The sequence below is a fragment of the Nocardia sp. CA-145437 genome, assembly GCF_050956485.1.
In the GTDB taxonomy this organism is placed as follows: Bacteria; Actinomycetota; Actinomycetes; order Mycobacteriales; family Mycobacteriaceae; genus Nocardia.
Genome location: NZ_CP191204.1, coordinates 6,160,956 through 6,174,428, shown reverse-complemented (window position 1 = coordinate 6,174,428; position 13,473 = coordinate 6,160,956). Strand labels below are relative to the sequence as shown.

The 13,473-nt window shown below is 65.8% G+C and carries 13 protein-coding genes; 8 read left to right on the top strand and 5 right to left on the bottom strand.

The window, feature by feature from the left end:
• Nucleotides 1–44 precede the first annotated feature (44 nt).
• Both ACQPYY_RS28715 and ACQPYY_RS28710 read left to right on the top strand, forming a co-directional pair.
• Nucleotides 45–410, top strand: coding sequence for a type II toxin-antitoxin system RelE/ParE family toxin (locus ACQPYY_RS28715; RefSeq protein WP_433591689.1), 366 nt, complete (start codon nt 45–47; stop codon nt 408–410).
• Complete coding sequence (locus ACQPYY_RS28710) at nt 407–724, top strand: helix-turn-helix domain-containing protein (protein WP_379093497.1); 318 nt, start codon at nt 407–409, stop codon at nt 722–724. Before ACQPYY_RS28715 ends, ACQPYY_RS28710 begins: the two co-directional genes overlap by 4 nt.
• 217 nt (nt 725–941) lie before the next feature.
• Here ACQPYY_RS28710 and ACQPYY_RS28705 read toward each other — a convergent pair whose 3' ends face one another.
• Nucleotides 942–2,387 (bottom strand): DUF1254 domain-containing protein, encoded by a 1,446-nt coding sequence (locus ACQPYY_RS28705; RefSeq protein WP_379093500.1) that lies wholly within the window; start codon nt 2,385–2,387, stop codon nt 942–944.
• Nucleotides 2,388–2,586: 199 nt separating this feature from the next.
• Nucleotides 2,587–3,081, bottom strand: coding sequence for a diadenosine tetraphosphate hydrolase (locus ACQPYY_RS28700; RefSeq protein WP_433591688.1), 495 nt, complete (start codon nt 3,079–3,081; stop codon nt 2,587–2,589).
• A gap of 203 nt (nt 3,082–3,284) precedes the next feature.
• Between ACQPYY_RS28700 and ACQPYY_RS28695 the strand changes: the two genes are divergently transcribed.
• Nucleotides 3,285–4,598, top strand: coding sequence for an MFS transporter (locus ACQPYY_RS28695; protein ID WP_433591687.1), 1,314 nt, complete (start codon nt 3,285–3,287; stop codon nt 4,596–4,598).
• A 66-nt stretch (nt 4,599–4,664) separates the two neighbouring features.
• Nucleotides 4,665–5,579, top strand: a complete 915-nt coding sequence (locus ACQPYY_RS28690) for a family 43 glycosylhydrolase (RefSeq protein WP_433591686.1) — start codon at nt 4,665–4,667, stop codon at nt 5,577–5,579.
• A gap of 3 nt (nt 5,580–5,582) precedes the next feature.
• Here ACQPYY_RS28690 and ACQPYY_RS28685 read toward each other — a convergent pair whose 3' ends face one another.
• Nucleotides 5,583–6,530, bottom strand: a complete 948-nt coding sequence (locus tag ACQPYY_RS28685; protein ID WP_433591685.1) for a helix-turn-helix transcriptional regulator — start codon at nt 6,528–6,530, stop codon at nt 5,583–5,585.
• Nucleotides 6,531–6,631: 101 nt separating this feature from the next.
• Between ACQPYY_RS28685 and ACQPYY_RS28680 the strand changes: the two genes are divergently transcribed.
• From ACQPYY_RS28680 to ACQPYY_RS28670, 3 genes are all read left to right on the top strand, one after another.
• Nucleotides 6,632–7,261: a TIGR03086 family metal-binding protein gene (locus ACQPYY_RS28680; RefSeq protein ID WP_433591684.1), complete on the top strand. Its 630-nt coding sequence runs from the start codon at nt 6,632–6,634 to the stop codon at nt 7,259–7,261.
• 66 nt (nt 7,262–7,327) lie between these two features.
• Nucleotides 7,328–8,407, top strand: a complete 1,080-nt coding sequence (ychF, locus tag ACQPYY_RS28675) for a redox-regulated ATPase YchF (protein ID WP_379093518.1) — start codon at nt 7,328–7,330, stop codon at nt 8,405–8,407.
• A 715-nt stretch (nt 8,408–9,122) separates the two neighbouring features.
• Nucleotides 9,123–9,452, top strand: coding sequence for an STAS domain-containing protein (locus tag ACQPYY_RS28670; RefSeq protein ID WP_433591683.1), 330 nt, complete (start codon nt 9,123–9,125; stop codon nt 9,450–9,452).
• 285 nt (nt 9,453–9,737) lie between these two features.
• Here ACQPYY_RS28670 and ACQPYY_RS28665 read toward each other — a convergent pair whose 3' ends face one another.
• Both ACQPYY_RS28665 and ACQPYY_RS28660 read right to left on the bottom strand, forming a co-directional pair.
• On the bottom strand, nt 9,738–9,962 hold the full coding sequence (locus tag ACQPYY_RS28665; RefSeq protein ID WP_433591682.1) for a hypothetical protein: 225 nt from the start codon (nt 9,960–9,962) through the stop codon (nt 9,738–9,740).
• A 548-nt stretch (nt 9,963–10,510) separates the two neighbouring features.
• Nucleotides 10,511–11,263, bottom strand: a complete 753-nt coding sequence (locus ACQPYY_RS28660; RefSeq protein WP_433591681.1) for a Mut7-C RNAse domain-containing protein — start codon at nt 11,261–11,263, stop codon at nt 10,511–10,513.
• 836 nt (nt 11,264–12,099) lie between these two features.
• Here ACQPYY_RS28660 and aspS point away from each other — a divergent pair.
• Nucleotides 12,100–13,398: an aspartate--tRNA(Asn) ligase gene (aspS, locus tag ACQPYY_RS28655; protein ID WP_433594757.1), complete on the top strand. Its 1,299-nt coding sequence runs from the start codon at nt 12,100–12,102 to the stop codon at nt 13,396–13,398.
• Nucleotides 13,399–13,473 lie beyond the last annotated feature (75 nt).

The following is a 13,473-nucleotide window of genomic DNA, read 5'->3' as shown; positions in this document are numbered from 1 at the left end:
CTGAAGCAACCCTGGCGGGTATAGTTATTTCTATACTTCTGCGGGTGGCAGACCAAGAGTGGGACATCTACGTGGTCGATGAGGTCCGTGAGTGGATCACACAGTTGGAAGAACCCGACTATCGGCGGGTGGTGCAGGCGATCGATCTGCTAGCGGAGCTCGGTCCGGGTCTGGGACGTCCGCTGGTCGACACCGTCGTGGGTTCGTCGATTACGAATCTGAAGGAGTTGAGGTCGGGCACCGTACGAATCCTGTTCGCCTTCGATCCGTGGCGGTCGTCGATCATGCTGGTGGCGGGCGACAAATACAAGCGATGGCAGTCTTGGTATCGGGTGGCGATTCCACTGGCGGAGCAGCGGTACGAGAGCTATATGACGCAGCGGCGGAAAGAGATGGAGGGTCACGGATGAGCGGATACTCGCGGTGGAAGGACGTCCGCGGGGAGTTCGTCGAACGGGCGGGTGGCGAAGAAGCCGTTGCCGCCGGGAAAGAAGAGCTACTCGCGGAGATGATCGGCCATCGGCTTGCCGAGATTCGGCGCTCCAGAGGGATGACGCAGCAACAGCTCGCGCAGCGGATGGGCGTGACCAAGGGGCGTATCTCCCAGATCGAGCAGGGCAGCATCGCCGGCTACGAACTGCTCGCGCGCTACGCGGCCGCCCTCGGCGGCCGCCTGCACCAGTCGATTCACTTCGAGGACGGCGAGATATCGGCGATCGCCTGATACTCCGACATGGCTTCGAGCGATGGGATCCCATGCTCACTCCGATGCGAGCCGGTATCGCCTCTGAGGTTGCAGTTCGACGTGCCCGCGTGGTCCATTGAGCGGCCACCGCGGCCCCGAACGTGCCGGCCACGCCGACCCCCGCAACTGCCAGGCTGATCAGCTCGGACTCCATGCAGGAATTATCAGGTCATTGTGGCCGGTCGCGCCCGGCTCATCAGTTCGTGGTAACTGCTGGGGGATTCCAGTTGCCGTCGATGATCTTCTGGTCGGGCCAGTAGGTTCGGAGCATCAGGTTGAAGTCGCCGGTGGTGGGGGCGGGGAGCCAGTTGGATTCTTTGGCGGGGCCCGGGGTTTCGCGCTGGATGTAGATGTCTACCGAGCCGTCGGGGTTCTTGGGGAGGAGTTCGCCGCGGAGGGCGTAGCGGTTGATGGGGTTGGGGACGAAGAAGCCCTTGCCGTCGTACATGGTGAGGGACCAGAAGCCGTGGACCGGGGGGATCTTGTCGGCGGGGAAGTGCAGGACGTAGTTGTGGTCGGCGTTGAGCTGGTTGTTCTTGTCGTCGACGTGGGCTCCCGGGTAGAGGGCGTCCTGGGGAAGGTTCGCGCCCAGGCCGGCGTAGGAGACGATGGCGCGGGCGCTGAAGTCGGTGCCGTAGTTGCCGATATCGGTGCGCGCGGTCTTCCAGCCGTTGACCGGCTTGTTCTGGATGTCGGTTTCGATCTTGCCGAGGGCCGTCGGATACGCCTGCTCCCAGCGGGTGCGGTCGGCGCTCGGCAATGTGGACAGGTCCAGTTTCTGGTTCGGGCTCCAGCCGATGTCGGAGAACTGGCGCAGCGCGTCCTTGTCGTCAGGGCGCGTTTGGGTGTGGGACAGGCTCTCGTAGTACAGGTCCCAGTACTGCTGCGGGGTCAGTTTGTGGATGTACTCGGCCACGGGCTGATTCGACGGCCACTCGGGGTGCAGGTCGGCGTTCTGCGGCGGGCTGTAGGGCTGGTTGTAGGAGCTGAGCGGGACCACGGTCATCTTGTCCTGGATGGCGGTCACGTTCGGGATGTCGTCGGGGCCGTCGATCTGGATCCGGCCGAGCATCCAGCCGCCGTCGGTCGGCAGCCGGTATTCGTGGACGCCCGCGGGGAGGTCGCCCTTCCAGTTCGGGCCGACGATGGCGAACTGGTAGCCCTTGCCCGCGTCGTCGATGGTGCGCGGACCGGCGGAGTGGTCCACATTGGTCCACATGTCGAGAATCGGGAACAGGTGGTACCGATCGCCCATCGCGGGCACGCTGACCACCAGGGGTTCCTTGGCGACATCGAACAGCATCGACGTGTAGAGGGTGTCCACGTTCGGGCGGACGACATTCTTGAAATTCGCGTCCGGCAGGAAGTTCAACGGCGCCAGCTGATTCATCGGGGCGACGCCCTTGGCGGGATCCGGAGCCGGGACATTGGTCTGCTGCCGCCGAGTCAGCTCCATGGTCACCAGCGGGTAGGTGTAGACGTACGCGTTCACCGCGGCGTCGTCGCGGTCGGCGGCGGTCGGCGACGTGGACTCCGAGGACGAGGAGTCCGACGAGCAGGCCGCCGCGGTCGCCGCTACCGCGACCGTCGCGAGTAGGGCGAGGGTCGTGCGAGCGGGACGGAACCTCAGTGTTCTGGGCAACGCATCCTCCATCGGTCGAGTGCGCAGGACCTGCACTTCTGACGAGTGCAGCTAATTTGTAGCAATGATATTGCTCGTTAATTGAAATCGATGAGATCGGCGCAAGCCAGCTGATCGAACCGCCCGCGCGAGTGTATGCCTCCGCGAGTGTGCCCACTGGTGGGTGTTATGGCGAACCGATGGCAATCGATCGCGGTGATCAATCCTGGTCGAGTATCGACACCAGTGCGGCCGTGATCGCGTCACGGAGGGCATCGTGCTGTGGACCGAGGAGATGTTCGGGGGCGTTGCGGGCCGAGCCGTAGAGGTGAACCGGGCCGGTGCGGAGGTCGTCCGGTTCCCACCGGTAGCGGGCGTGGACATGGCCGTGGAGGTGGTGCCAACTATTGCCGAGGACTTCGTAATTGATACGCCAGAAGTCGGGATCGACTGCGCGGCAAGCTGTTTCGATTGCTTCGCCGAGGATGATCAGGTCGTGCATGAAGGCCAGGCGGTCAGGACGGGGAAGTTCGGTGAGTTGATCGGCCTGGCCGTCATGGATCAGCAGGCAGTAGCCGGGGAGGTGTTGGGTGGAACCGATTACCGCCCAGCCGGTTCGCATGCGCGTGAGGACTGTCGGGTTCGTGCCCTGGCGAGCGGCGCCGAGTGAATCGGTGCGGTAGTCGATAGGCACGCCGCTGATTTCGTCGCTCATTTCCCCGCCGAGCAAGGACGAATCGTCTGTCGAATCATTCCTCGAGAGCGAAATCGGCGCTCGCGGTTCAGGAAATCGATCGGTGTTATGGGAACGATCACGTTCGGGTTTAGACGCTGGTGGCAATGGTCGGCGACAGGGCATTCGAGGTCACCGCGGTTTGTGGACGATTAGCGTGGGTATCGGTTTGTTACATGCGAGAGATGACGGAATCGAGCAACGCCGGGCTTCCGTTGCGGAGGTCGGTTGCCGCGAGTGCCATGGGCAATGCCACCGAGTGGTTCGACTACGGGGTGTATGCGGCCACAGCCGGATATCTCACATCCGCCTTCTTCCCGGGATCGCTGGGGACGCTCGGGACGATGCTGGGGTTCGCGGTCTCGTTCCTGCTGCGGCCGCTGGGCGGCATGGTGTGGGGGCCGCTGGGCGATCGGATCGGGCGGAAAGCCGTGCTGGCGACCACGATCCTGATCATGTCGGCGGCCACCGGGGCCATCGGTCTGCTCCCGACTCACGCCGTGGCCGGGGTGTTCGCGCCGATTCTCCTGATTCTGCTGCGCGTCGTGCAGGGCTTTTCCACCGGCGGCGAATATGGCGGCGCCGCAACATATCTTGCCGAATGCGCGGAGGATCGCCGCCGCGGATTCCTGGGCAGCTTCCTCGAATTCGGTACCCTCGCGGGATTCGTCGGCGGTTCGGCGGTCGTGCTGGCCTGTCAGCTGGCTCTGGGCTCGGACGCCATGTACGCGGGCGGCTGGCGCATTCCCTTCCTGCTGGCCGTGCCGCTGGGCCTGACCGGCTGGTACCTGCGCGGCAGGCTGGACGAGTCGCCGGTGTTCACCGAGCTGTCCGAGGCGGAGACCCCGCCGGGCGGGCTGCGCGCGGTGCTCACCACCTACCGGCGTGAACTACTCACCTTGATCGGCCTGGTCGTGGCGCTCAACGTAGTGAACTACACGCTGCTCACGTACCAGCCCACCTACCTGCAGCGGACCATCGGCCTGGGCGAATCCACCACCACCGCCATGATGTTGATCGGCCAGCTGGTGATGATGGTGTCGCTGCCGTTCTTCGGGCGGCTGTCGGATCGGGTCGGCCGGCGTCCGATGTGGCTGGTCTCGCTGGTGGGGCTCGCGGTCGCCGCCATACCCATGTATTGGCTGATGGGGCGCGGAACCGTCTGGGCTGTCATCGGATTCGTGGTGCTCGGACTGCTGTACGTGCCGCAGCTGTCGACGATCAGCTCCACTTTCCCGGCGATCTTCCCGACTCACGTTCGGTACGCCGGATTCGCCTTGGGCTACAACGTGTCCACCGCTCTGTTCGGCGGTACCGCGCCGCTGGTGAACGAGGCCGTCATCGAACACACCGGTTGGTCGCTCTTCCCGGCGGGCTATATGGTCGCGGCTTCTCTCATCGGACTGGTCGCCTGCGCCTTTCTCCGCGAAACCGCCGGAACCTCGCTGCACGGCACCGAGATTCCCGAAACCGAGCTCATCCCCGCGATGGAAAGGTGACCGCGATCGCGAATTTCGCGGCGCGGCGGCTACGTGTCGGCAATCGGGCCTTGAATAATCCGGTGGATGGACATGATCCGCTGGAATCGGCGATCCGTACTGGCTTCGATCGCCTTGTTCTCGCTCGGAGCCGGGGTCGGGGCGCGGCCGGCGGTGGCGCGGGCGGCCGCGGGGACCCGGTACACGATGACCGCGTTCACCAACAGCAGTGACTCCGAGCTGTACGTCTATGAATCCCAGGACGCGACCAACTTCGAGCTGCTCGGTGCGAATGCCTATCGGCCCCCGGCCGGGCTGGTTCGAGACCCCAGTCTGCTGAGACATACCGATGGGTCGTATTACCTCACCTACACCACGGCCGGGGACGGCCATACGATCGGATTCGCGCGCAGTACCGACCGGATCAACTGGACCCATGTGTCCGACTACCCGGTGCCGGTTCCGAAAGCCGAAGCCGCGTGGGCGCCAAAGTGGTTCACCCACATGCCCGGCTTCGTCGGTGTACTCGTCTCCATCTCGCAGGGGCACGGGTTCACCCCCTACCTGATGATCGCGACCGACCCGGCTCGCCCGATCTGGAGCCCGCCGATTCCGCTGCTCGGAATCGGACCGCAGCAGCCCGGTCACCTCGGCTTCATCGACACCACCATCGTGGCGAACAACGGGAGCTACTACGCGTTCGCCAAGAACGAATCCACCAAGTTCATCGAACTCGCGGTCGCCCCGCATCCGCTCGGGCCGTACCGGTTCATCGGCCTCGGCGACTGGGCCGGATGGGGTGCGCCCCGGGAAGGGCAGTGCGTGGTCGCACTGCCGAGCGGCGGCCATCGGATCTACTTCGACGCCTACACCGAAGGAAAGTACTTCTACAGTGACAGTGTCGACGGATTTCGCACCTGGACGGCACCCGTCGAGCTACCGGAACTGTCGGGAACGGTCCGTCATTTCACGGTGCTGTCCGAGCAGACGATCGCGCGGTAATCCTCACTCCGTGGCGGCCGCGTAGCGGCGGGCGAGGGTGCGCAGATGCGCGACGAGTTCCGGCGGCTCGGCGACGCGGAAGTCCATCATCAGCATGCTGAGGTAGATGGCGATCGTCTCCAGGCGGTCGGCCCCGGTCAACAGCAGGCAGGAGGAGTCGTCGAGCGGCTCCACCACGCCGACCGTCGGGTTGATTCGGGCGATGACGGTCTCGGCGGGCTCCAGCACCGTGACCCGGGCGTGGACTTGCCAACCGGTGGAGGCTATTTCACGCAGCACGAAGGCGACGAGATCCGAGTCGGGTAGCGCTCGTGCGGCGAAATGACGTGTACCGGGCCGGATCTCGGACATCGCCGCCACGGGCAGCGCCTGCCAGGCATGCGTGGCGAGACTGTAGGCGACCAGATACCAGCGGCGTTGCCAGCTGATCAGCCGGTAGGGCTCCGACTCCACACCATCGGCATGCAGGGTGGTGGCGCCGCGGATGGCGGTCGCCAGGGTGGCGAGGGTCTCGGCGGGCACGGGAGCGTCCGGCTCCCGGGAGCCGGTGACGGCCGGGCCGATATCGGTCACCGTGCGCAGGGCGGTGACCTTCCGCTGCAGCCGTTTCGGGAGGATGCGATCCAGCTTCGATTGGGCGCGTTCGAGATTGGCCTGGATATCGGTGATCCCGGTGCTGCCGTCGGCCGCCACATTCATGGCGACGGCCACCGCGACGGCCTCGTCGTCATCGAGCAGCAGCGGAGGCATGGTGGCCCCCTGTCCGAGCCGGTAACCGCCGACCGGCCCGCGGGCGGCGTGCACGGGGTACCCGAGATCGCGCAGCCGAGCGATGTCCTGACGCAGCGTGCGGTCGGTGACATCCAGGCGTTCGGCCAGGTCACGGCCGGTATGGGTGCCCTCCTGAAGGAGCGTCAACAGGCGGAGCAAACGGGTTGTGGGGGAGGTCACATCGATTCCTTTCGCTCGGCTGCTTTGATTAGGAAGAAATCTAGCCTAATCAGGTCATACCTTTATCTCAACGGATCGAAACGACCTGAGAGGCAAGAACAATGAACACGAACCCGCAGACCGACAACTCGCCCGCCGTCACCCTCGCCCCGGTCTGGCGCGACGTGCTCGCCGCCTCCCACCGGGCGCTCGCCGACGTCGTCGCCGGAGTCGGCCCGGACCAGTGGGACAACCCCACCCCCTGCTCCGACTGGACGGTCACCCAGGTGGTCCAGCACGCCGCGGGCGACCAGCTCGCCTACGCCAAGTTCCTCGGCATCGGCGACGGCCCCGCCTACAACCCCTTCGAGCCGTCCGGCAGCATCGACGGCGGCGCGGCCGAACTGGTCTCCGCCGCAATCGAACCCACCGCCACCGCCTGGGCCACCGTCACCGACGGCACCGAGACCGTCCCCACCCCGCTCCCGCACGGCGAACTCCCCACCCCGGTCGCCGCCGTCATGTGCGCCCTCGACGCCGCCGTCCACGCCTGGGACATCGCCATCGGCACCGGCCAGCCCTCACCCCTCACCGACGAGCTGGCCGCCCACCTGCTCACCGCGTCCCGCGGCCTCATCGAGCCGCTGCGCGACTACGGCGTCTTCGCCCCCGTCGTCACCGACGCCCCCGCGACCGATACCCCCGTCGTCGCCGAACTGCTCGCCTACCTCGGCCGCACCCCGCGCGCCTGAACGGCGTGGCGGCCCCGGACCTGGGGTGATCGCCCGGTCCGGGGCGACGGGTAGACTCCCACTCTCGTGAGTCTCACCCTCGGAATCGTCGGCCTGCCCAACGTCGGAAAGTCGACGCTGTTCAACGCTCTGACGCGCAATGACGTGCTGGCCGCGAACTACCCGTTCGCCACGATCGAGCCGAATGTCGGCGTGGTGCCGCTGCCGGACCCGCGGTTGGGCAAGCTGGCCGAGATCTTCTCCTCCGAGCGGCTGGTGCCCGCCGTGGTGTCGTTCGTCGACATCGCGGGCATCGTGAAGGGCGCGTCCGAGGGCGCGGGGCTGGGCAACAAGTTCCTCGCCAATATCCGTGAGGCCGACGCCATCTGCCAGGTCGTGCGCGTATTCGCCGACGACGACGTGATCCACGTCGACGGCAAGGTCGACCCGCTGTCCGACATCGAGGTCATCGAGACCGAGCTCATCCTCGCCGACCTGCAGACCCTCGAGAAGGCCGTGGTCCGGCTCGAGAAGGAAGCCAGGGTCAAGAAGGACCGCAAGCCGGTCGCCGACGTCGCCAAGCAGGCGCAGGAGATCCTCAACGGCGGCAAGACGCTGTTCGCCGCCCGCGCGCAGATCGACACCGACCTGCTCAAGGAACTGTCGCTGCTCACCATCAAGCCGTTCCTCTACGTCTTCAACGCCGACGAGTCGATCCTCACCGACGAGGCCAAGAAGGAAGAACTGAAGGCCGCCGTCGCCCCCGCCGACGCCGTCTTCCTCGACGCCAAGGTCGAAGCCGAACTCCTCGAACTCGACGAGGAATCCGCCCTCGAACTCCTCGAGTCCATCGGCCAGACCGAACCCGGCCTGCACGCCCTGGCCCGCGCCGGCTTCCACACCCTCGGCCTCCAGACCTACCTCACGGCAGGCCCCAAGGAAGCCCGCGCCTGGACCATCCACCAGGGCGACACCGCCCCCAAGGCCGCCGGCGTCATCCACACCGACTTCGAACGCGGCTTCATCAAGGCGGAGATCGTCGCCTTCGACGACCTCGTCGCCGCCGGCTCCATGGCCGCCGCCAAGTCCGCGGGCAAGGTGCGGATGGAAGGCAAGGAGTACGTGATGGTGGACGGCGACGTCGTGGAATTCCGCTTCAACGTCTGAGCCCCGCACCGTCGAAGAGCGCGTAGTCGGCGGTCGAACCGCTACGCGCGCAGACTGATTGAGCCCCGCCCGGTGATCCGGGCGGGGCTCGGCTGTGTCTTGGCTGTCCGCGGTGGCCGATGGTGATGGCGAACGGCAGGAGTCGCAGTTCAGGTCATGTTGGTGGCTCGGCGGGATGCATGACGGCGTCCCACCACGATTCGAGCCGACTCGGCTCCGGCCACACCACGGGCTCGTCGTCGTCGGAACCGCGGGTGATGACCGGTGCGATCGTATGCCGTTTCCCTGCCCGGGGAGCGGGTCTGTCTCGGCGTGGTTCGGGTGGGGTTGCTGTCATGGCGAGTCTCCGAATCTGTGCCCGACGCTGGGTTTCACCGGGGCGGGCTGGATTCTCAACTCGCGGCGGAGATGTACGCCGAGGTCGGCCGCGAGGAATGCCACGAGGGCCCAAAGGCTATTGCCGAGGGGTCTGCGCCACCCGCAGAGGGGACCGACCTGCCTCAGGGTAGGCGTTCAAGGTCAACCTCAGGCCACGGCCGGACCCGGTTCCCCCGCGAACTGTCGCCGATTCGCCGCCTTGGTACAAGGCTCGGCCGGTGGGGTCCGGGGTACTGTGCACTCAGGGTTCAAAAAATAGCCTGGTCTATCGCGGCTGCACCAGGGCGCTGACCGCGAACGGCGTTCAGCCATTGCGCCCCGAATCCAGGTGATGGTGATGACTCACCAGCCCGACTCTGCTCTGCTGACCACCTCGATCACGACCACCCTCGACGACATCCAGGTCTGCACCGTCAGTGGCGAGATCGACATCCGGACCGCCCCCATGTTCCAGAACGCACTGTTCGACAGCATCGGCATCGGCGGATCGACCGTCATCGACATGACCTCGGTGACATTCTTCGGCGTGGCCGGCATCTGCGCCATGGTCGAGGCCCTCGAATTCGCCCACCGCCGCCAGTGCGAGCTGTGTGTCGAGGGTTCCCGCTGCGTCACCCGCATCCTCGAAGTCGTCGGCCTGGCCACAGCGTTCGACGTCTGCGAGTAGCCGAATCCCGGCCTGCCTGTCGCCCGAGCGTGGCCCCCGGCCGGGCGGGGCGGGATGGTCACGCGACAGTGCCGTCAGGGGTCAACCCTGGCGGCACTGTGCACCATGGTGCGGATTGCGGCCAGTGGGAGCCGCACATGGCAGGTCAGCGAAACGGGAGGTAGTTGTCCCGATGACCTGCGATAACAGTAGCGCCGGCCACACTTCGCCGACCGGAATGGGTCATCAATCGGAACCTTGTTCAGCGCCCATCGGGCGACCGGGCGATTCCGCGACTCGTCATGCCTACGAGTGGTTGGTCAGCTCCTTGTAGTTCAGGAACTCCTCGAAGGAGATTTGCCCCTCCGCCCAGATGCGGTCTTCGTTGATGCGGCGCCCAACGATGTCCCGCACTTCCGGGTCCTGGGCCATACCCCACACGAGCGCGTCATCGAAGGTGATGAAACCGTCCCGATCCGCATCGATCTCGTCGAACTCCCGCCGGGTGGCAATGAACTGCTGCTGGTCCATATCCGTCTCCTATGCCGGTTGGGTACCGCTGAACAGCTACGCCTTCGTTCGTCATCGATCCAGCGCATAAGCGTACGCGGCCGTCCGAATCGACGGCAGTACCTGAACGCACTCTCGACTCGGCATGAGGGTGCGTTCAGCAGACCGCGGCTCGGCCGGTCCGAGTCGCCCGTAAGCGGCAATTCAGGACGTTTGTGCCGTCGGTCCGACGAGGCGCTGCGAATCATCGAATGGCCGACGGCCACCGAACTGCGGCGCGGGCATTCAGGCATCTACCTATCGAACTGCCAGTCCTCCAGCCGGGAGTGGACCGGGATCATATTGATAACCACGCCCGTGCGACCCTCGGCCTCGAGCTGCGCCACGCAAGCCTCAGCCGTCTCCCCGGAGAGCCCGTCGGCAGCCCGGTCGCGGTGGCCGATTGTCGGCTTTCCGTGCATACGAGTGCAGCTCATGCCCTGCGCGCGGAGCTGGTGAATGGATTTCGGTGAATGCCCTCTGCGAGAAGGCCGACCGCCGTCACGGTGCTGAGGAGCGCCGTCGCCGTATCACGACGAGATGGCCGCGCGGATCCGGGCCACCAGGGCGTCCAGACGTCGCTGATGTGAACCCTCCCAATAGATTCGGCCGCAATCCGAGCACTGCCGGAAGGTGTCATAGTAGCGGCGGGTGAGTGGTTCGAGTCTCTCGATGATGTCCTGCTTGGCCACACCGGTGACAGCGCCGCCACAGCGCAGGCAGCGACTGAACGGCACCAGCCGATCCGCCAGGTCGAGTCGGCGGACGAGGTCCACCATCTGCTCGAGCGGGTGGTCCGACCGGACGAATACGCCGTGAGTCACGGTGCGGCGCTTGAGAAGTCCGTGGTCGCGGGTGAGCAGGATTCGATGCTCGGCCGCGGCTGTTTTCGCCAGTGCTGCGTCGTCGGCTTCCCAGTCCCCGCGCACGTCGAGTCCCATCAGCCGCATCAGCCGTGCGAGCCCGCCGAGGTTGACATCGACGATGAAGCGCGGATCGCGCAGCGGACAAGGACGCACCCGGGTCAGCGGCCCGATGTCGAGCGTCTCGAACATCGGGTAGACCACAACCCGATCGCCCGGCTGCAGACGGCGGCCGAAGTCGACGGACTCACCGTTCACCAGCATCAGGTCGACCTCGGTGTGCGGAATACCCGCAGCCTCGACGACGTCCTTCACGGTCTGGTGCGGCCGGACCGGCCGCAGCTGCGCGGCGTACCGCACTCCCGGGGGCAAGAAGTCGTTCAGCTCGGCATACACACGCAGTTCGACACTGGCGGTCATAGGACCATTGTCCGGCGGGAGCACCCAGCGTGCCCAGAGCAATCTCCGGTTTGAGCAATCCCGCCTATGCCCGGTGCGGGTCAGCATCTCCCCGGATGCGCTGACCGAGAACGGTCCGCTCTCCCCCTTTGGCGGACCGCAGAGCAGTCGGCGCCACTGAACGTTGAGGTAGGCAACGGACATCCGCTCATCGGTGTGGGCTCAGGCGGTCATCGCAACAGGTTCCGGCCGCCTCGGGACACTTGGCTTCCAGCCGGGGCGGATGTGGGTGGGGCAGTATCTCCCGGCCAGCGTCGGTGGTGGTTGGGTGGGGAGATGTGCAGAGGTTATTCGGTTCCGGAACGCGAGTCGAGGTGTGAGCAGGGTGTTTGACGTGCAGATATTGGACGCCGACGTGGTGGAATTGTGCTTCAACGTGTGAGCCTCGCACCATCGAAGAACACGTAGTCGGCGGTCGAACCGCCACGCGCGCAGACTGATTGAGCCCCGCCCGGTGATCCGGGCGGGGCTCAGCCGTGTCGTTGGCTGTCTGCGATGGCCGGTTCGGTCAGCGCGGTATCGGCAATACAGTGCGTTCGTCCGTGTCGGCCGGGCTGTCTCCGTCCGGACCGGCGTGGGAGCCGATCCCGCTGAAATCGAGATGCGGACCGCTCACTTCAGAAGATAGGCTGGCTGGCGTCGGCTGTGACGGGTGTGACGAACCCTGAGCCGCATCGGCTGGTCACCGAGCAAAAACCGACCGTCAGAGGCAGCGAGTCTGCTGCGAAGGTGTGGTGGCACCGCGACAAACCCGATCGCCCACACCTCCCGGGGACAGCAACCAGGAGGTGAGCCTCATGCCACGCACTCTTTGTGCAGAACTGACTTCCACGCCCCCACCCGCGCCCGACGGGCGGGTCACCGTGGAGGGATGGGTCCACCGGCGCAGGCAACTCGCGACGGTCACTTTCGTGGTCGTCCGCGACCGCTCAGGATTCACGCAAGTCGTCGTGACCGATTCCGCGGTGCGCGCGGAAACCGCGAACCTGCCGGAGGGAACCGTTGTGCGTGTCAGCGGTGTCCTGACCAGGAACGAGAAAGCGCCCGGCGGCGTCGAAATCGTCGATCCCACCATCACGGCGCTGGGGCAACCCGCCCAGCCACAACCGATCGAACTGTGGCGGCCGAAGCTCGGTACAACGTTGCCGACGCTACTCGACCATGCCGCGCTGACGTGGCGGCATCCCACCCGCCGCGCGGTGTGGACGATCGCCGCGGCCGCCATGGCCGGATTCCGCGGACACCTCGACGGCATCGGATTCATGGAGGTCACGACCCCAAAGATTGTCGGGCAGTCCTCCGAATCCGGTGCGAACGTCTTCGCCCTGGACTACTTTGGTGCACCCGCCTACCTTGCACAGTCACCGCAGCTGTACAAGCAGATCCTCGTCGGAGCCTTCGAACGGGTCTACGAGGTCGGGCCGGTCTTCCGCGCGGAACCACACGATACTGCCCGGCACCTGTCCGAATACGTCTCTCTCGACGTCGAATTCGGCTTCATCGACGACCATCGTGACGTCCTCGCCCTGCTTCGCGACACCCTGGCTGCGATCGTCGGCCACCTCGGCGCCACCGCCGGCCCTGAGATCGAGGCCCTGGAAGTCGAATTACCGTCCGTCCCGCACCGGATACCGGTTCTGCACTTCACCGAGGCCCTCGAACTCGTCGGCGCCGCACCGGAAGAACTCGACCTGTCACCGGATCACGAACGTGCACTCGGGAAGTGGGCGAAGTCCGAATTCGACTCTGACTTTCTTGCAGTCGAGGGCTACCCGGCCGCGAAGCGGCCCTTCTACACGCACCCGGAACCCGACGATCCGCGCTGGACGAACTCCTTCGACCTGCTGTTCCGTGGGCTCGAACTCGTGACCGGCGGACAGCGCCTGCACAACCATTCCGACTACCTCGCAGCCCTGGCCGACCGAGGCGAGGACCCGATGAACTACTCGGCCTACCTGGAGGCGATGGCACACGGGATGCCACCACACGGCGGCTTCGCCATCGGCCTCGAACGACTGGTCGCACGACTGCTACAGGTCGACAACATCCGCTACGCAACCCTGTTCCCTCGCGATATCCATCGACTCCACCCCTGATACGGCGGCAAGCAGGGGCTGTGGTGGACGGACCGCCACAGCCCCGGGCCGAGCGTTCTCGACCTGCGCCACTCC